This is a genomic window from Sediminibacterium soli, from assembly GCF_009939225.1.
GTDB lineage: Bacteria > Bacteroidota > Bacteroidia > Chitinophagales > Chitinophagaceae > Sediminibacterium > Sediminibacterium soli.
In genome coordinates this window covers 606,950-626,105 of the sequence record NZ_JAACJR010000003.1, presented here as the reverse complement: position 1 = coordinate 626,105, position 19,156 = coordinate 606,950, and the positions used below count along the sequence as shown (strand labels likewise).

The 19,156-nt window shown below is 51.3% G+C and carries 16 protein-coding genes; 8 read left to right on the top strand and 8 right to left on the bottom strand.

What is annotated here, in order from left to right:
• Positions 1-69: 69 nt before the first annotated feature.
• Complete coding sequence (gene mfd, locus GWC94_RS02865) at positions 70-3,468, bottom strand: transcription-repair coupling factor (RefSeq protein ID WP_161833478.1); 3,399 nt, start codon at positions 3,466-3,468, stop codon at positions 70-72.
• A gap of 54 nt (positions 3,469-3,522) precedes the next feature.
• Positions 3,523-3,987 carry a hypothetical protein gene (locus GWC94_RS02860; RefSeq protein WP_161833477.1) on the bottom strand — a complete coding sequence of 155 codons (465 nt, stop codon included), beginning with the start codon at positions 3,985-3,987 and terminating at the stop codon, positions 3,523-3,525.
• 90 nt (positions 3,988-4,077) lie between these two features.
• Here GWC94_RS02860 and GWC94_RS02855 point away from each other — a divergent pair, with 90 nt between their 5' ends.
• Positions 4,078-7,923 (top strand): S8 family serine peptidase, encoded by a 3,846-nt coding sequence (locus GWC94_RS02855; RefSeq protein WP_161833476.1) that lies wholly within the window; start codon positions 4,078-4,080, stop codon positions 7,921-7,923.
• 100 nt (positions 7,924-8,023) lie between these two features.
• Positions 8,024-8,752, top strand: coding sequence for a ferredoxin--NADP reductase (locus GWC94_RS02850; RefSeq protein ID WP_161833475.1), 729 nt, complete (start codon positions 8,024-8,026; stop codon positions 8,750-8,752).
• A 19-nt stretch (positions 8,753-8,771) separates the two neighbouring features.
• Here GWC94_RS02850 and GWC94_RS02845 read toward each other — a convergent pair whose 3' ends face one another.
• Together GWC94_RS02845 and GWC94_RS02840 are read right to left on the bottom strand one after the other, a co-directional pair.
• Positions 8,772-9,428, bottom strand: coding sequence for a class I SAM-dependent methyltransferase (locus GWC94_RS02845; protein ID WP_161833474.1), 657 nt, complete (start codon positions 9,426-9,428; stop codon positions 8,772-8,774).
• A 14-nt stretch (positions 9,429-9,442) separates the two neighbouring features.
• Complete coding sequence (locus tag GWC94_RS02840) at positions 9,443-10,888, bottom strand: glycine--tRNA ligase (protein WP_161833473.1); 1,446 nt, start codon at positions 10,886-10,888, stop codon at positions 9,443-9,445.
• A gap of 136 nt (positions 10,889-11,024) precedes the next feature.
• On the opposite strand from GWC94_RS02840, the gene GWC94_RS02835 reads away from it, so the two are divergent.
• Positions 11,025-12,410 carry an aminopeptidase P family protein gene (locus GWC94_RS02835; RefSeq protein WP_161833472.1) on the top strand — a complete coding sequence of 462 codons (1,386 nt, stop codon included), beginning with the start codon at positions 11,025-11,027 and terminating at the stop codon, positions 12,408-12,410.
• Positions 12,411-12,469: 59 nt separating this feature from the next.
• On the opposite strand, the gene GWC94_RS02830 is transcribed toward GWC94_RS02835, so the two are convergent.
• Genes GWC94_RS02830 through dtd form a run of 4 tightly spaced genes read right to left on the bottom strand, consistent with a single transcriptional unit; the run spans position 12,470 to position 14,695 of the window.
• Positions 12,470-13,456, bottom strand: a complete 987-nt coding sequence (locus tag GWC94_RS02830) for a YihY/virulence factor BrkB family protein (protein ID WP_161833471.1) — start codon at positions 13,454-13,456, stop codon at positions 12,470-12,472.
• Between the two features lie 24 nt (positions 13,457-13,480).
• On the bottom strand, positions 13,481-13,807 hold the full coding sequence (locus GWC94_RS02825) for a nucleotide pyrophosphohydrolase (protein ID WP_161833470.1): 327 nt from the start codon (positions 13,805-13,807) through the stop codon (positions 13,481-13,483).
• A gap of 31 nt (positions 13,808-13,838) precedes the next feature.
• Positions 13,839-14,246: a group III truncated hemoglobin gene (locus GWC94_RS02820; RefSeq protein ID WP_161833469.1), complete on the bottom strand. Its 408-nt coding sequence runs from the start codon at positions 14,244-14,246 to the stop codon at positions 13,839-13,841.
• The gene (dtd, locus tag GWC94_RS02815; protein ID WP_161833468.1) at positions 14,243-14,695 is read right to left on the bottom strand and encodes a D-aminoacyl-tRNA deacylase; all 453 of its coding nucleotides are present in this window, start codon (positions 14,693-14,695) and stop codon (positions 14,243-14,245) included. Before dtd ends, GWC94_RS02820 begins: the two co-directional genes overlap by 4 nt.
• A gap of 34 nt (positions 14,696-14,729) precedes the next feature.
• On the opposite strand from dtd, the gene arfB reads away from it, so the two are divergent.
• From arfB to GWC94_RS02790, 5 genes are all read left to right on the top strand, one after another.
• Positions 14,730-15,137 (top strand): alternative ribosome rescue aminoacyl-tRNA hydrolase ArfB, encoded by a 408-nt coding sequence (gene arfB, locus GWC94_RS02810; protein ID WP_161833467.1) that lies wholly within the window; start codon positions 14,730-14,732, stop codon positions 15,135-15,137.
• Positions 15,137-15,859 (top strand): MbnP family protein, encoded by a 723-nt coding sequence (locus GWC94_RS02805; protein ID WP_161833466.1) that lies wholly within the window; start codon positions 15,137-15,139, stop codon positions 15,857-15,859. Before arfB ends, GWC94_RS02805 begins: the two co-directional genes overlap by 1 nt.
• On the top strand, positions 15,856-16,926 hold the full coding sequence (locus tag GWC94_RS02800) for a cytochrome-c peroxidase (RefSeq protein WP_161833465.1): 1,071 nt from the start codon (positions 15,856-15,858) through the stop codon (positions 16,924-16,926). The genes GWC94_RS02805 and GWC94_RS02800 overlap by 4 nt, the downstream gene beginning before the upstream one ends.
• A gap of 117 nt (positions 16,927-17,043) precedes the next feature.
• A complete protein-coding gene (locus GWC94_RS02795; RefSeq protein ID WP_161833464.1) occupies positions 17,044-18,540 on the top strand; it encodes an oligosaccharide flippase family protein in 1,497 nt (498 codons plus the stop codon).
• 20 nt (positions 18,541-18,560) lie between these two features.
• The gene (locus GWC94_RS02790; RefSeq protein WP_161833463.1) at positions 18,561-19,034 is read left to right on the top strand and encodes a GAF domain-containing protein; all 474 of its coding nucleotides are present in this window, start codon (positions 18,561-18,563) and stop codon (positions 19,032-19,034) included.
• Positions 19,035-19,156: the final 122 nt, after the last annotated feature.

Below are 19,156 nucleotides of genomic sequence, written 5' to 3'. Positions count from 1 at the left end.
GAAAAGTCGGTCTTCTGCTAAGGGCACATAAAAAATATTCACCGATGCGATGGCGCTGCACAGGACTGGTTAGCGGTTGCTTTGCACCACGTCTTTGTGCATCTGCTGCAGAAAACGGTGCATGGATTCCATCTCGCGTATATCCTCCGCCACCAACAGGAACATACGGCCTGTTTGTTTCAGCCGGGCTTTATTGGTACCTGTTTGCAGGTAAGCCAGGATTCGCTTAAAAAGATCCGACTCGAAATAAGGCGAATCGGGACGGTTGATAAAATAACAACGCAGGGTATCGTCTTTCAGCGACATCTTTTCAAAACCCAGGCCAACCGCCAGCCAGCGGCAGCGCACGGTGGTGATCAGGTCTTCGACCGATTGGGGCACGGGACCGAAACGATCGTGCATTTCCTGATGAAAGGCATGCAGTTCGTCTTCTTTTTCACAATTGTCGAGACGGGTATATAAAGACAACCGCTCCGTGATACTTTCCACATAATCGTCCGGTATCAGGATCTCCAGATCGGTATCGATGGTGCAATCGTTTACAAAATCGTCCTGCTTGCTGATCTCTTCCTTAAAAAGATCTTTGAACGAAGTGCGTTTGAGTTCGCGTATCGCTTCTTCCAGGATCTTCTGGTACATTTCAAAACCGATCTCGGCCATAAACCCGGTTTGTTCGCCACCCAGCAAATTGCCCGCACCGCGTATGTCCAGGTCGCGCATCGCTATCTGGAAACCGCTGCCCAGATCGCTGAACTGTTCAAGCGTCTGCAACCGTTTCCGCGAATCCGTGGGTAATGTGCTCATCGGCGGCGCCAGCAGGTAACAGAATGCTTTCTTATTGCTCCTCCCCACCCTTCCGCGTAACTGGTGCAGATCGCTCAGACCAAAATGATGCGCATTGTTCACGATGATCGTATTCACATTCGGTATGTCTACACCGCTCTCTACGATATTGGTGCAGACCAGCACATCGTATTTCCGGTCGATAAAATCGAGAATTTTTTCTTCCAGTTCATGTCCTTCCATTTGCCCGTGCGCAAAACCCACAGAAAGATCGGGGCAAAGTCCCTGTATCAGTGCGCTCATTTCCGCCAGTCCCTGCACACGGTTATGGATAAAGAAAATCTGTCCGCCCCGCTCTGTTTCATAATACACGGTTTCACGGATGAAATCATCGTTGAACACCCGCACTTCTGTTTGTATGGGCTGCCGGTTCGGCGGCGGTGTATTGATGATGCTGAGATCGCGCGCGCCCATAAGGCTGAACTGGAGCGTACGCGGTATGGGCGTTGCCGTAAGCGTCAGGCAATCCACATTGGTTTTTAAGGTCTTTAATTTCTCCTTATGCGCCACACCGAATTTCTGCTCTTCGTCGATGATCATGATACCCAGGTCTTTGAACTTTACCTCCTTGCCCAACAATCCGTGGGTGCCGATCACGATGTCCACTTTTCCCTCTTCAAGACGCTTCAGCACTTCTTTTTTCTCTTTCGAAGAACGGAAACGGTTCACATAGTCCACCGTAACAGGAAAATCCTTTAAGCGATCGCTGAATGTTTTGTAATGCTGAAAAGCCAGAATGGTGGTGGGCACCAGCACCGCGGCCTGCTTACCGTCTACCACCGATTTGAACGCGGCACGTACGGCCACTTCGGTTTTTCCAAAACCCACATCACCGCAGACAAGCCGGTCCATGGGCGCCGGGTTCTCCATGTCTTTTTTTACATCGGCCGTGGCCTTGCTCTGGTCGGGTGTGTCTTCATAGATAAAAGATGCTTCCAGTTCGGTCTGCAGGTAGTTGTCGGGGGTATGCGCAAACCCATGTTGTGCCTTGCGTTTTGCATATAGTTTGATCAGGTCAAATGCAATTTCCTTGACCTTTGTCTTGGTTTTTTCCTTCAGCCTGTTCCATACATCCGATCCCAGTTTGTTGATCTTGGGAACGGTTCCCTCCTTGCCTGTGTATTTTGATATCTTATGCAGCGAGTTGATGTTCACATACAGGATATCGCTGTCTTTGTAAATAATGCGCACGGCCTCCTGCGTTCTGCCGTTGGCTTCTATTTTCTGCAGACCGCTGTATACCCCCACGCCATGATCGATATGCGTTACATAGTCGCCGGGCTGCAGATCGCGCAGTGTTTTCAGCGTCAGCGCCTTGTTCTTATTATACGCCTGTTTTACCTTGTACTTGTGGTAGCGCTGAAAGATCTGGTGATCGGTATAGCAAAGCAGTTTCAGTTCTTCGTCGATAAATCCCTCGTGGATGCCCGTTGCAACAGGAACGAACTGGATCTCTGTTTTCAGGTCCGCAAAAATGCTGTGCAGCCGCTCCAGCTGCTTGGCCTGTTCGGCAAAAATAAAAATGCCGTAGCCCGCCGTTTCATGTGCCACCAGGTCTTTGATCAGCAGATCAAACTGTCTGTTGAACGATGGCTGCGGTCTTGTTTTGAATGCTATCTCGGACTGTGCCAGGTGTGGTTTATATCCGAATTCCACCAGGTGTCTTGGCAGTAACTGGTGATGCAGTGTATCGGCCCTGACAAAATCGTTCCAGCCGGTTTCTTTCAGCACCCTGGTTTCATCATCTTCATCCTGCTGCTGGCTGGCGAAACCAATTGCCTGCAGCGAGAGAAATCCTTCCAGGTCTTCTTCCTGTTCCTGTATTTTTTCCCTGATCACATCCCAGTCCTTGAGCCATACCACGGTGTTTTCCGGCAGGAACTCGGGCAGCGATGTTTTTTCACCGCTGGCAAACTGGGTGGATACATTGGGTATGATCGTCACCTGCAGCAGTTTCCGCTCGCTCAGCTGTGTTTCTGGGTCGAATATGCGGATGCTGTCCACATCATTGCCGAACAATTCAATCCGGTAGGGTTTTTCATTGCCGAAGGAATAGATATCGAGGATACCGCCACGCAGGGCAAACTGGCCGGGCTCGTATACAAAATCCGTTCGTTCAAACCCGTACATCACGAACAGTTCCATCAGGCTTTCGGGGTTGATGGTGTCGTTGGTTTTGATCTGGATGATATTGCCGCTCAGTGTTTTTGGCAGCACCACTTTTTCAAATACCGCCTCGGGATAGGTAATGATGATCTTGCGGTTACCGCCGGCAGACAGTTTTGTCAGCGCCTCGGTGCGCAGCATCACATGTGAACTGTTCAGCAGCCGGAAGTTTTTTCGGTTCTTGAAGGAAGCGGGAAAATAGAACAGGTCCAGCGCCTGCGTCAGGTTCTCGAGCGTATTGTGAAAATAGGCCGCTTCTTCGGCATCGTTCAGTATCACCAGGTGGTTCAGTTCCTGGCAGGAGGGGTGACTGAATATGGCGCTTACCACAAATTCAGCGCTGCTGCCCTGCAGGTTGCCGAGGAAGATATGCTGTGGCTGGGCAAAAGAAAGCCTGTCCGCCAGTTGAAAAACATGGGGTGATTGCAAATACTTTTCCTGCAGCACATTCAGGTTCATAGAGACCTTTTCCGAAAGAGCCGCAAAGATACTGCATGAGCCTGATCTGTCCGCTTAATAAGTTGCTCGGGTGCGGATCACCAGGTTGGCCGTAGTGAGTTTTTTCTTTTGCACACGGAAAAGGGCGATGGTATTGGCCGTGTCAAACAGGTTGGCATACCACTGCTCGCCATACCCGATAAAAAGGGAATAGGAACCCACGGGCAATGCAACGGTAAACGCGCCGGTACTGTCCGTTTCAACAGAAGCAACCTGTTTTGTGTGAATAGCCGTATATATGGGTGCATCGCCCGGTCTTGCAACCTGTGCCAGGGTGGTGGGTTCGTAAACGAATACCCTGGTCCTGACGGCGTTGGGAGCGGCAGGTGTGGCGCCCTCACCCGGCATACGGTTACCGCTGACCTGGGTAACCCTGCCGGCAATGCCCTGCCTGATTGCCGACGAGCCGGCTTTTTTTGACGATGAACACGCAAAAGCTGTCAAAATAAAGCCAAAAACATAAAAAAGAATCGGTTTCATACCTCATTTTGAATGTTGAAAGTATCTAATTTAGTGGACATTCCGCCTGCCTATATCCCTCGAAGACCAGGTTGAAGCAAACCCGAAACTATGACGAAAAAAAACGCCCTGATCTTATTAGGCAGTTTCCTGTTCTTTCAATCCGCTACCGCGCAGGTGGTGACCAACAGCCGTTTGCTGCGTCAGGCCGCCGTGGACTTCAAACTCCGGTTCGATGCTAATTTTGCCAAAGCCATGCAGCTGGCCAGGGAAAGGAACTGGCCGCTCAGCTATAAAACAAAAAACGGGCAGAAAGCCATACTGGTGGGACTCGATGATTTTAACCAGCCCAAATACTATATCAGCTTCAACAATACCACCGCAGCCGCCACTACCAGGGCCAACCAGTTATGGCCGGGCGGCAGAACGGGACTCAGTCTTTCGGGAAGTTCGTCCAATATGCTCAACAAGCTCGGTGTATGGGATGCAGGAACGGTATTGACAAACCATGTAGAACTGAACGGCCGCGTAACCATCAAGGATAACCCGGTTTCTGATGATAACGATCATGCCACACATGTATCCGGTACCCTGATGGCACAGGGCGTTAATCCCAGCGCCAAGGGTATGGCCTACGGTCTAAAAGGCATGGTGGCCTATGATCTGCTGAACGACGAATCGGAAATGTTCAACGAAGCACCCAACCTGCTGTTGTCGAACCATTCCTACGGACTTATCTGCGGATGGAATTACAATTCGGACCAGAGCCGCTGGGAGTTTTACGGGGATCCCGGCGAGAACGAGGATTTTAAATTCGGCTATTACAATTCCGAATCGCAGAATATTGATTCCATCGCTTACAATGCACCCTATTACCTGATCGTAAAAGCATCGGGTAATAACCGCAGCTCCAACGGCCCCGCTGTAGGACAACCCTATTACCGCAAGAATGCCCAGGGCACGATGGTGAATTCGGGTAACCGGCCAACCGGCATCAGCAGCAACGACGGGTACGATATCATACCTGCTGATAACGGCGCCAAGAACATACTTACCGTAGGAGCGGTATCGGGTATACCAGCCGGGTACAACCGAAAGGAAGACGTGATCATGTCGGGCTTCAGCAGCTGGGGCCCCACCGATGACGGCCGTATCAAACCCGATGTGGTGGCAGATGGTGTGAATGTATTGTCGAGCATCGCCAGCAGCACCACCAGCTATGCCATTTTCAGCGGCACATCAATGGCCACACCCAATGCCACCGGGTCTTTACTGCTGCTGCAGGAATATTATTCCAAACTGAAAGGAAGCGCCACCGCTTTTCTGCGCTCGGCCACCCTGCGCGGCCTGGCCATTCATACCGCCGATGAAGCCGGCGCATCACCCGGACCGGATTACCAGTTCGGCTGGGGATTGCTGAACGTGGAAAAAGCCGCCGACGTGCTCACCGCCGCCGTTCCCAGCAACAATGCGACAACCAGCCGGCACCTGATGTATGAAAATACGCTGGCGCAGGGACAGACGTTTACCACCACGGTGATTGCCTCGGGCAACGGTCCGCTGGTGGCCACGATCTGCTGGACAGATGTAAAAGGATCCGTTGACCTGGTCAACAAACTCAACAACCGCGCAAAAAAACTGGTGAACGACCTGGACATACGCATTACAAAAGGAAGCGGCAGCAGCCTGGTTACTTACCAGCCCTGGACACTGGATGTAAACAACCCGGCCAACCCCGCGGTACCGGGCGATAATATTACCGACAACGTAGAACGCATCGATATCGACACCGCGGTGGTACCCGGCACCGTGTATACCATCACCGTTACGCACAAAGGCACGCTGGTAAAGGGGCAGCAGGCCTATTCGCTGCTGGTAAGCGGCGCGGGCGGTATCAGCCGTTGCACATCCGGACCCGGTTCGAATACCGGCGCGCGCATCGATAACGTTACTTTCCGGAATATCAACGTAACCAATCCTGCAGGCAATACGAGCTATACCGACAATACCCGGTTTACCGCTACCATCGAGCCTTCGCAGACCTCGGCCATCAGTGTAAAAGTGGGCAGTTCCGATGCAACGGATGTACCCAAGATGGTGAAAGTGTTTATCGATTATAACAACAACGGAACCTTCGACGCAGCCGAACAGGTTGCGGCTTCTTCGGCCACTCTGTCGAGCAACGCCGTTTTTACTGCAAACATCTCCACCCCCTCTACGATCACCGTTGGATATACTTACCTGATGCGTGTGATCGTGCAGGAAACCAGCAATGCGGCAGATATCGCCGGATGCGGCAGCTATGGCAGGGGTGAAACGCAGGACTACCGGGTACGCGTGGTGAACCCGACCAACGATCTTTCCCTCAGCGCCATCGTATCGCCTAAAAGCGGCGACTGCGCCAGTCCGGGGGAGTATGTAACCATCGCCATCGCCAATACCGGCTCCATCGCGCAGAGTAATATTCCGCTGACACTGGCCATCGGCGCATCGGGCGGACCGGTTACGAATCTGTCGGCCAGCTATCCCGGCACAATACAGCCACTGAGCACGGTGAACTATACCTTCCAGGCCCCTGTGGTACTGGCGGCGGCAACCACCTATACCATCACCGCCACCGCCAGCCTGGCGAGCGATCAGTATGCGGGCAACAACCAGCTGACAGGCGTGGTGGCAACAAGTGCCGCACCGGCAGCGCCTTCCGCTATCGCCAGTATCTGCGGCAACACGGCCAACCTGAAAGTAACCAACCCGGATGCTTCCAATTATTTCTGGTATACCACCCCGTCGGGCGGCGCACCTGTTGCCAACGGCGCCACTACCAGCACCACCACCATTCCCGGAGACAAAACCTATTATCTATCGAAAGAAGTGCAGGCCAGCGTAGGACCGGCGAATAAACTGGTGTATCCGCAGGGCGGGTACAATGCATTCAGCGGCAACTATATCAAATTCAATAACTCGGTTCCGCTGATCATACAGACCGCAAGACTGTATGTGGGCTACCCGGGAAAAATCAAGTTCAACGTAGGTAACCTGACCATTGAGAATGCTGATGGCAGTTACAGCTACCAGTTCATCAGCTCTACCATTGTGGATGCCTACGCCACCAACCCCACGCCGGCACCGGGCCCGGTGAGCGGGAACATTGCCGCCGATACGGGTAATATTTTTTACCTGAACCTGCCGGTGATACCAACGGGTGATCATATCATCAACATCGTGCTGCTGAACCCCGACGGCACCGAAATGAGTGCTGCCAATACGGCCACGCAGGGCGCAACGCTTTTCAGGAACAACAATATCACGGGTACCACCACCTATCCCACCACGCTGCAGCGCGTAATGCAGTTTACCGGCAACAGCGCGCATACAAACGGCGCACAGGAATCGCAGTACTATTATTTCTTCTACGATACAAGGGTGATTTCCGGTTGCACAAGCAATCGGGTTGCCATCGTTGGCACAGATGTGCCAACCCCTGCCATTACACTTGTGGGCGATTCGCTGGTAAGCAGTGTGGCCACCGGCAACCAGTGGTATGTGAACGATACGCTGATCAGCGGCGCTTCCGGCACCAAATACAAACCCACACGCAACGGGCAGTACAAAGTGGTAACGATGGATCAGTTTGGCTGCCAGAAAACATCCAATGTGATCAACTATGTACTGACCGCTATAGACCCTGTTGCCGCAGCGCGCGAGATCAACCTGATGGTAACACCCAACCCCAATAACGGCGTGTTCAATCTTTCGTTCGAAGTGACGGCAAAAGCAGACCTGTCGATCGAGCTGCTCAGTTCTTCGGGACAAAAAGTGTACAGCGAATTCAGATCGGGCTTTACGGGTAAATACACAAAACAGGTCAGCGTTACCGGTGTAAGCTCGGATGTATACATGCTCAGGATCAACCATGCCAAGAAAAACTATGTGCAGAAACTGATCATACAGCGATAATTATTTCGTCCGCGCAGCATTGAAAAAGCCAAAGGCATACCGTGCTTTTGGCTTTTTCATTTCTCTGGCAAAAGGCCTATATTTAGTAAATTTTTTTGTTATGCTTGAACCCTGGAGAAAAGGTATTGTTACCCGTATCGAGAATGCCACCGCACAAACCCGTCGTTTCTGGATACAGGTACCCGAGCTGGAACGTTTTGATTTCAAACCCGGCCAGTTCGTTACCCTTGATCTCCCCATCCACGAACAGCGCAACAAACGCTGGAGAAGTTATTCCATCGCCTCGGCACCCGATGGCACCAATGTTTTTGAGCTGGTGATCGTATTGCTCGAGGGCGGTCTGGGCACACAATACCTTTTCAGCGAAGTATCGGTTGGGTCGGAACTGACCCTGCGCGGACCGCAGGGCAAATTCACCCTGCCCGATGAGATACAGGAAGATATTTACCTGATCTGCACCGGTACGGGTATTGCCCCATTCCGTTCCATGGCGCAGTTCCTGCACGCGCATGCGCTGCCGCACCGGCATATCCACCTCATTTTTGGCTGCAGAACCCTGGCAGACGGTCTCTATGTTGATGAATTAAGAACACTCGAACGCGAGGAACCCGGCTTTCATTTTCATCCCTGTTATTCGAGGGAGGAGGACGTTCCGGAGAGGGCACACAAAGGATATGTTCACCCGGTGTATGAGACACTGACTGAAAACGGTAAAAAGCCGGCGAAATTTTTTCTCTGCGGGTGGAAAGTGATGATCGATGAAGCCAAACAGCGGATACTCGATATGGGTTACGACAGAAAAGCCATCCATCTGGAGCTGTACGGTTAGAAAAAATAGCCGCAGGCGGTTATGCCGTTTTTTCCGCAATGGTAATATAGTAATCAAAGATGGCCTCGCGTTTGTGCAGGATGGTCTTTACGATGCGCAGACCACGCCCCGTGAGCAGCGATTCATATTCTTTTATATCCAGTTGTACCGGGTGCAGCATATCTCCGGGTATCCATTGAAAAATTTTTTTCAGCGCCGTATACCTGTGTGCATCGGTGGAAATAATAAGATGTCCGCCGGGTTTGAGTGCATCCACCAGGTTATCGTAGCAGCGCGACAGATCGTTTACATGATTGATCGCGTTGATGCAATAGATCGTATCATAATGCATCGTTTCCTGTAAGCTTTCTATCGCCAGGTTAGTGAAACTTGTCCAGGGATATTTCTCCGGTCTGAAATGCGCCAGCGAACGGTATTTATCCAGCAGGGGATCCAGTGCCGTCACTTTATTGTTTTCCAGCGCCATGAATATGCCGGCGGGCCCGCAGCCGGCGTCGAGAACGGAGAGAGCGCTCTGCGCGGGCACATAGCCAGCAACCGTTTGCAGCAGGTCTTTCCAGTAAGCCGCTTTCCATTGCAGGTAGCCTTCCACATCCTTGTTCTTCAGGTATCGCTGCCACCACCGGTGCTCGAGCTGCTGTGCAAGCTGCCATTTCCAGCCATTGGTTTGTTCCATAGCAATACGGCTTGTTACATGATCTGTTCCAGCACCATTTCGCGCACTTTCTCCATCAGTATGCGCTCCTGCACCATGGTATCGCGGTAACGAACAGTAACCGTGCCGTCTTCCTTGGTCTGGTGATCAACGGTGATACAGAACGGTGTGCCGATGGCATCCTGTCTGCGGTAGCGCTTGCCGATGGTGTCTTTCTCCTCGTAAAAACAGTGAAAATAGGGTTTGCAGGTATCGATCAGCTCGCGCGCGATCTCGGGCAGACCGTCTTTCTTGGTAAGCGGCAGCACCGCCAGTTTGATCGGCGCCAGCCGGACCGGGATGCGCATTACCACGCGGCTATCTGTGTTACCGTCTTCTTTTTGAATGGTCTCCTCTTCGTAGGCATTCGACAGTATCAGCAGGAACATACGATCCAGTCCGATAGATGTTTCCACCACATAGGGCACATAGTTCTGGTTGATCTCCGTATCGAAATACTGCAGTTTCTTTTTGCTGTACAGCTGGTGCTGGCTGAGATCGAAATCGCTTCTTGAGTGAATACCCTCCACTTCCTTGAAGCCAAAGGGAAATTCGTATTCGATATCGCAGGCCTCTTTGGCATAGTGCGCCAGTTTCACATGATCGTGGTAGCGGTATTTCGAAGCGTCGATGCCCAGGCTCAGGTGCCATTTCAAACGGGCTTCTTTCCAGTATTTATACCATTCTCCCTCCGAACCGGGGCGTACGAAGAACTGCATTTCCATCTGCTCAAATTCGCGCATGCGGAAAATGAACTGGCGGGCCACGATCTCGTTGCGGAAGGCCTTACCGGTCTGGGCAATGCCGAACGGAATTTTCATCCGAGCGGTCTTCTGTACATTCAGGAAGTTGACGAAAATACCCTGCGCGGTTTCGGGACGCAGGTAAATGGTGTCTGCATCCTCTGCCACCGAACCCAGCTGGGTGGAGAACATCAGGTTAAACTGGCGGATATCCGTCCAGTTACCCGTGCCGCTTACGCTGCATATGATCTTCTGGTCGGCGATCAGTTGTTTCAATCCTCCAAAATCTTCCGCGGCCAGCAGGGTATCCATCGACAGCAGCAATGCCTCCGCTTCTTTTTCCTGTCCCTTCTCCTTCAGTTCATCGGCCCTGGCTTCGAGCAGGTGGTCTACCCGGTATCTTTTTTTACTGTCTTTGTTATCGATCATCGGGTCGCTGAAATTATCCACGTGTCCGCTGGCCTTCCAGGTGGTGGGATGCATAAAGATGGCAGCGTCGATACCTACGATGTTCTCGTGCAGCTGCGTCATGCTTTTCCACCAGTAATCGCGTATGTTTTTTTTGAGTTCGCTGCCCCAGGGACCGTAATCGTATACAGCACTGAGTCCATCGTAAATTTCACTACTGGGAAAAACAAAGCCATACTCTTTTGCATGCGATATAATGGCCTGAAAACGGTTGTCCTGCTGTATACTCATAACGCGGCAAAAATAGGTTATTAGCCTGCAAGGAACCGCTGCCTGCAGCGCTTACCGCCTATTTTTTTTCATTCATCCAAAAAAATGCCCGCAAAAGTGTAAAAAAATTAGCTTTAACCCCTTTAAAACTCCACTAATGATCAGAAAACTACTGCTTGGCCTGCTTGCGCTCCCGCTGTTTTCAACGGCGCAGCAAACAACCGAGTATCCCAACGATTATCTTTCTCCCGAATTCCATGCCGGAAGAAGGGCCGCGTTTAAAGCCCTGATGCCCAAAAACTCGGTGGCTTTCTTCTTTGCTTCGCAGGTGCGTGTGCGCAACAACGATGTGGATTATATGTATGCACAAAGCAAGAACTTCTATTATTTCACAGGACTGGAAGAACCCAATTCGCTGCTGGTGCTGTTCAAGGAGCCGGTAACCATACTGGGCGCCACGGGCACGGAATTTCTTTTTGTACAGCCCCGCAACCCCCAGCAGGAAATGTGGACGGGCAAGATACTTGGTGTGGAAGGTGTGAAAGACCGTTACAAATTCGTGAACGTGTTTACGCACGATAAGTTTACCGCGTCTACGGTTGACCTCGGCAAGGTTGATTCGGTGTTCACGCTTTTCAGGGGAGAAGAGATACTGGCAAAATTCAAACGTCCCGACCCGCTGAGCAGGATGGCCATGATCACCGACAGCCTGATCGTTTCCAATAACAAACCCGTGTCTGCCGGCACCAGAGGCATGATGGCCAAACTGCGCGGCATCAAACAACCGGAGGAGATCGCCATTATGGAAAAGGTGGTAAATATGAGCGTGGCCGGTCATAACGAAGTGATGAAATCGGTAAAACCGGGCATGACCGAATACCAGGCACAGGCAGTGATGGAATATATGTTCAAGAAGAACGGATCCGAATTTGTGGGTTACCCAAGCATCAATGGCTCGGGGGCCAACAGCTGCATCCTGCATTATGAAACCAACCAGCGGCTGATGAAAAACGGCGATCTGCTGTTAAGCGACTGCGCCGCCGAATACCACGGTTACAGCGCCGATGTTACCCGTACCATACCGGTGAACGGCAAGTTCACTGCAGAACAAAAGATCATTTATGAACTGGTGCTGGAAGCGCAGGACTCTGCTTTCCTGCAGTGCAAACCGGGTGTTCCTTTCCGCGAAGTGCACAGTGCCGCGGCCAGGGTAATTGCACGCGGTTTGCAGAAACTGGGTATCATCAGCGAAGCAGGCCAGGCAAGAACCTATTTCCCGCACGGCACTTCGCATCACCTGGGACTGGATGTACACGATCTCGGAAGCGGCGGCCCGCTTGAACCCGGCGCCTGTTTTACCGTTGAGCCCGGCATCTATATTCCGCCCAACAGCAAATGCGACCCGAAATGGTGGAATATCGGCGTGCGCATAGAAGACGATATCCTGATCACCGCCAATGGCTACCGCAATCTCTCGGCCGGAGCACCCAGGACTGTGGCAGATATCGAAAAGATGGCGAAACAGAAAAGTGTATTTAAATAACCAACAGTTAAAGCAGGCGTGAAAGGATAGCAGACAGCTGTTTTTTCACGCCTGCTTTTTTATTTGACCGCTCCGTTTTCGGTATTCTCACCGCTCACCACTGCCTTGGTAAGCACGGGCTTGTCCTGCGCCTGGAGAGAAGCCTTGTTTTCGAGTTCGATTTCCTGGATCCATACCGCGTAATCGTTGGGGTAGATATTTCTTCCGCGGAAGATCGCGTTCTCGCGTGTGTAGGATGCGCCGAAATAAAGTATGGCTGCCGAATAATACACCCATAAAAGAATGATGACCATGGAGCCGGCGGCGCCGTAGGTTGAACTGATATGGATTTTTCCCAGGTAATAGCTGATCCCGAACTTGCCCAGCATAAACAGGGCGGCGGTGGTAACCGCACCGGTGACCACATCGCGCCATTGTATCCTGGCATCGGGGAGCACTTTGAAAATGATCGCGAACAGCATGGAAATGGTGGCGAAGGTGAGCAGGAAATTAATCCCGTAGGCTATGTATACATCCAGACCGGGAAAAACACGCAGCAGCCGCTCTGCCAGTACATCGAGCGCCGAATTGACGATCAGCGATACCAGCAATATAAACCCAAGGGTTACCACCATGGAAAAACTGAGCACCCTGTTAAGGATCAGTTTTAACCAGCCTTTTTTGGGTTTGGCCTTGAGCTTCCAGATAAAATTGATCGAATCCTGTATTTCGGCAAACACACCGGTTGCCGCAAATACCAGTGCGGCCACGCCGATAACCGAAGCCCACGAAAACTCCTTCGAGATACTGGCATTGCGGATGATCTGTTCTATCTGCAATGCCGCGTCGGCGCCGATAAACTCCTGGATATGTTCGAAGATAGCTCCCTGCACCGCATCCCTGCCATAAAATACATCCAGCAGGCTGATCACTACGATCAGCATGGGCGCAAGGGAAAAGATGGTGTAATAAGAAAGCGCCGCGCTCATACGCAAAGCCTTGTTCCTGTCAAAATCCTCGTAGGATTTCCGGATGATCTTCCAGGTGCTTACCACATGTTTCCGCATAGCCGTGGGGTAAAAAAATTATGCCTATCGCAGTTTCTTATTTTCCTGGTGCCGTGTGGCGTCGCGGATCTGTTTCTTTTCAAAATTCCGCTGAAGCGCCTGGGTAAGGTCAACGCCTGTCTGGTTGGCAAGGCATAACAACACCCATACCACATCTGCCATCTCATCGGCAATCTCTTTGCCCTTATCCGATTCCTTGAAAGACTGCTCACCGTAAACACGCACCATCAGCCTGCTTAATTCGCCCACTTCTTCCATGAGTATGCCCAGGTTCGTCAGTTCGTTGAAATAACGTACACCGGTGGTTTTTATCCAGCCATCAACCTGTTGCTGTGCTTCCTGTATTGTCATGTTGTATGAATTAAGGGTGACGAATGCCTGTTTAGACAGGGTTACCACCCGGTTTGCCGATCGGCGATCCGGAATGGATGGTTTTCAGTTTCATGATCGTGGCAATGGATTCGCCGCGCTGTTTGGCCAGCACTGCCTTATCGCCCGCAAACAGCTCGTCTACGGTTGCCGTAAACAGCGACACCCATCTCTCAAAATGTTCGCTGCGGAAGGCCGACAGCTGGTGTATGTGCTGGTGTATTTCCAGTACATTGCCTCTGTACATCACTTTGCCAAACAGGATGGTTTCCCAGAAATCCGTGATCACCGGTATGTGTTTCTGCATATCAAGCGGCACTACCTCGGTAAAAAAATAACCGATCACCGGATCGTTGGTCGCTTTTGCATAAAACGCATGCATCAACCGTTCAATATCCTCCCTGTTCTGTATATCGTTCATTCCTTTGCTTTTGAATCCATGGTAATGGTAACGGGACCATCGTTCAGCAGACGCACTTTCATATCGGCGCCAAACACGCCGGTCTGTACAGGTCTGCCCAGGTCTTTGGCCAGCTGCCCGATCATTTTCTCATACATCGGCACGGCAAATTCTGCCTTGGAGGCCCGGATATAAGAAGGGCGGTTGCCTTTTTTGGTGCTGGCATGCAGGGTAAACTGGCTCACGAGCAGGATGCCCCCTCCTGTCTCCACCACGCTGCGGTTCATGACTCCGTTCTCGTCATTGAAAATGCGCAGGTTTACGATCTTGTTGCTGAGCCATGCAATATCCTCTTCGGTATCAACATCCTCAATACCCAGCAGTACCAGTAAACCGGCCGCTATTTCGCCCGTTGTGTTTCCATCTACCTGTACCGATGCTTCCGTTACCCGCTGTATCACAATTCTCATAATCCCTTAACAGTTTTTTGTCGAATTTTGGCTGATGAAGATAAACATTACACCGGAGATACAGTTCCGTACGGCCCGAAGCGGAGGTAAGGGCGGTCAGAACGTAAACAAGGTGGAAACCATGGTCGAAGGCCGGTGGTATGTTGCGCAGTCTTCATTGGCAGACGAGACTCAAAAGCAACTGATCAGCGCCAAGCTGCAAAACAAAATCACCGAAGAAGGCTGCCTGCTGGTAAAATCGCAGGAAGAAAGAACCCAGTTGGGCAACAGGGAAATGGTGATCAAAAAAATGAACCGGCTGGTGAATTCGGCGCTGGTAAAACCCAGACCGCGCAAAGCCACCAGACCCACCGCCGCTTCCAAAGAAAAGCGGCTTGAATCGAAGAAAAGAAATACGTTTACCAAACAGGGCCGCAAAAAGATCAACCGCAACGATTATTGATGCATACGCTTATCCTTATCCTTCTGCTGTTACTGGTGCACCCCGGCATACAGGAGAAAACAGCTTTGCAGCGACCCGTACAAAAGATCAGGCTGGTATTACAGCACCGGGTTGGCAGGGAGCCGCTGGTATTGGGCAACAGTTACCGGAATGTGCTGGGCGACACCATCACCATTTATAAATTCAAATATTATCTTTCCAATTTCGCGGTGACTGACAGCAGTGGCAACACCGTTCGGCTGCCACTGCAATACCGGCTGGTGGATGAAGCCGATGCCGCTTCCAAAACCATCGAATTATCCGTACCCGTTGATCGTATCAGGGATATCCGTTTTATGATCGGCGTGGACAGCACCAGGAATGTATCGGGAATACAGGAGGGGGCATTGGATCCGCTGAAGGGTATGTTCTGGACCTGGAACACCGGCTATATCATGGCCAAACTGGAAGGGAGTTCTCCTTCCTCAAAGATCGCGATGCAGTCCTTTACCTATCATATCGGCGGTTACCGCGCGCCCTATGCCACCATGCGCTGGGTTACACTGCCAGCCGGCAACCGCAACACTAACAAGCTCGCTGTAGTGGTCGATATCAACCAATGGTTCAAACACAAAACAGCACTGTCGATTGCCAAAACACCTGTTTGCCATAGTCCGGGTGAACTGGCTTCGCAGATAGCGGATAATATCAGCGGTATGTTTTCCAACGACAGCAATCCATGAACCTGCCAAAAACGATAACGGTATTGGGTGCAATTGTACTGACGGGTATCGGGTGGATGGTGGCCGATAACCGGTATTTCAAACCCAGACCCGTTGCGTTCACCGTACCCAAAGGATGGCCGCAACCGGTATACGATTTCTCCAAAAACCCGCTGACCGAAGAGGGCATTGCCCTTGGAAAAAAACTGTTTTACGACACCAGGTTCAGCAAAGACAATACTTTCTCCTGCGGCTCCTGCCACCAGCAGTTCGGGGCTTTCAATACTTATGATCATAACCTGAGTCATGGCATCAACAATTCCCTTACCACACGCAACGCGCCGGGGCTGTTTAACCTTGCCTGGCAAAAAGCCTTTATGTGGGACGGGGGCATCAACCACCTTGACCTGCAGCCCCTGGCGCCCATAACAGCAGAGAACGAGATGGGCGAAAGTGTAGAAGCAGTGATCGGCAAACTGCGTGCAGATAAAACCTACCCCTCGCTGTTCAAAGCCGCTTTTGGCGATGCCACGATCAGTTACCTGCGGATAGGCAAAGCCCTCAGCCAGTTTATGCTGCAGCTGGTCAGCAGCAACAGCAAATACGACAGGGTGATGCGGGGAGAAGCAAGTTTTATTTTACCCGAAAGACTGGGCTATGAAATTTTCCGGCAGAAATGCACGGGTTGCCATACCGAACCGCTGTTCACCGATTTTTCCTATCGCAATACGGGTATGGCCGCAGACAGGATGCTGAACGATGCGGGGAGAATGAAGATCACCGGCAGCAGCGGGGACTCGCTGAAGTTCAGGGTACCCAGCCTGCGGAACGTAGCCATGACCTTTCCTTATGGCCACGACGGCCGCTTTTTTTCGCTGCTGGGTGTATTTGAGCATTACCGTAAGAACCTGGTACCCGATAACAATACCGACCCGCTCCTGAAAAACGGGCTGCCGCTCTCCAATTACGAGATAGGACAACTGACCGCATTTCTCTATACACTCACCGATTCCAGCTTTTTGAACGACCCCCGTTTTGCACCGCCTGGGTACGGGAACGGTAAACCGCCTGTTGATATTCACCGGTAAGCCGCACATTTAGTATTTTAGCAGATGGCATAGGCTTTGTTAAGTCAAAAGTCAAAAAACCACGGACTACAGATTACAAACCCCAGACTACAAACCCCTAAGAACAGCTAACCGCAAATGAGTGGAATAAAGAAACTTGCAGGACAAACGATCTGGTACGGCCTGAGTTCGATCGCGGCGCGGTTCATTAATTATTTGCTGACGCCCTACCTGACCTTCAAGTTCACGGAAGCACAGTACGGCGAGATGTCGATCGTATATGCGTTTATGCCTTTTATGAACGTGGTGTTCACGTACGGAATGGAAACCGCTTTTTTCCGCTTCGCTAACAAAGCCGACAGGAACAACGTGTACAATACCACAAGCATTTCGCTGGTGGTTTCAACCGTACTGTTCACACTGTTGCTGATCCTGCTGCAGCATCCGCTGGGTGTTTTGCTGAAGATCGATGAGCATCCGGAATATCTTTCGCTTTCCGCAGCCATCATTGCCGTGGATGCTTTGTGCACCATACCCTTTGCCAAACTGAGACAGGATAACCGGCCTGTTAAATTTGCCATTACCAAGATAAGCGGGATAGTGATGAACATCCTGCTGGTGTACTTCCTGCTGAGTGTTGTACCCAGGTTCGTGGCCCTGAATCCCACGCACTGGAGCGCCAGGTATTTCAATCCCCGCTGGGCGGTGGGGTATGTGCTGGTGGCCAACCTGGTGCAGAACATACTCATACTGCTTTTGCTGTCAAAAGAGTTCCTCGGTTTCCGGGTACGGTTCGATAAAACGCTGTGGAAAGAGATGATGCGGTATGGCATGCCGCTGATCGTTGCGGGTTTTGCGGGCATGATCAATGAAACATTCGATCGGATCATGCTGGGCTGGTGGGCGCCTGTAGCCACAGAAGAAGCCGCCAAAGCCGAGGTGGGTGTGTATTCGGCCTGTTATAAACTGTCTATCCTGATCTCGCTTGCCGTACAGGCATTCCGCATGGGCGCTGAGCCTTTCTTTTTCAAACAGTCCGCCGAAGAGAATGCACCGAAAACCTATGCGCGTGTCATGAAGTTTTTTGTGATCACGCTTTGCGTTATGTTCCTTGCCGTAGCCCTGTACATCGATATCTGGAAATATTTCATCAGCAACCCGAAAATGTGGGTGGGACTTAAAGTGGTGCCGATACTGTTGTTTGCCAATATGTTCCTTGGCATTTACTATAACCTGAGCGTATGGTACAAACTGGGCAATAAAACAATGGCCGGCGCCTACATAACCGTTGCCGGCGCGGCCATCACGCTGGCCATCAACTGGCTGTTCATCCCCTATTTCAGTTATATGGCCTGCGCCTGGGCAACTTTTGCCTGCTATGGAACCATGATGGTATTGAGTTATGTATGGGGACAGAAGGAATACCGCATACCCTATGCCACCAAAAAACTCATCGCCTACCTGGTTATTGTGGTATTGCTGTTTTTTGTACATAAAGGCATGGCACTCCTCTACGGCGCTCTATGGTTTAAACTGGCGGCAGCCACCCTGCTGTTCGGCGCTTTCTGCTGGTTCATAGCGCAGGTGGAGAAAAAAGAATTACAAAAACTTCCGGTGGTCGGCAGGTATCTGTGACCCCGTTAATCGTTTATCGTATGGCAGAAGATCTCACCATCAACAAAGGCACAAAACAGGAGCAATACGAATCGCTGTTTCCGCAGATCAGGGGTTTACTGGAGGGCGAGACCGACCTGGTGGCCAACCTGGGCAATATTGCCGCGGCACTGAAAGAACAGTTCGGCTGGTTCTGGGTGGGGTTCTATCTGGTAAAAGACCAGGAACTGGTGCTGGGTCCTTTCCAGGGGCCTGTGGCCTGCACGCGCATCCGCAAAGGACGCGGTGTTTGCGGTACCAGCTGGGAAAAAGCCAGCACGCTGATCGTACCGGATGTTGAAAAATTTCCCGGCCATATTGCCTGCAGCAGTTTATCCAAATCGGAGATCGTAGTGCCGGTCTTACGCGATAATGCCGTACTTGGCGTATTGGATGTGGACAGCGAGCTGCCTGACCAGTTTGATGATACCGATAAACAATGGCTTGAAAAGATCGTTGCTTTACTATCTTTCTGAAATCCTCCCGAAGCCATTTAAAAATGAGGAAATCATCTAATTATTTGTGAATTTCAATAGCGTAAAGACTCATTTTAACCCGCTACGGACATCCCAAACGCCGGATTGCCATTTTTTTTGTA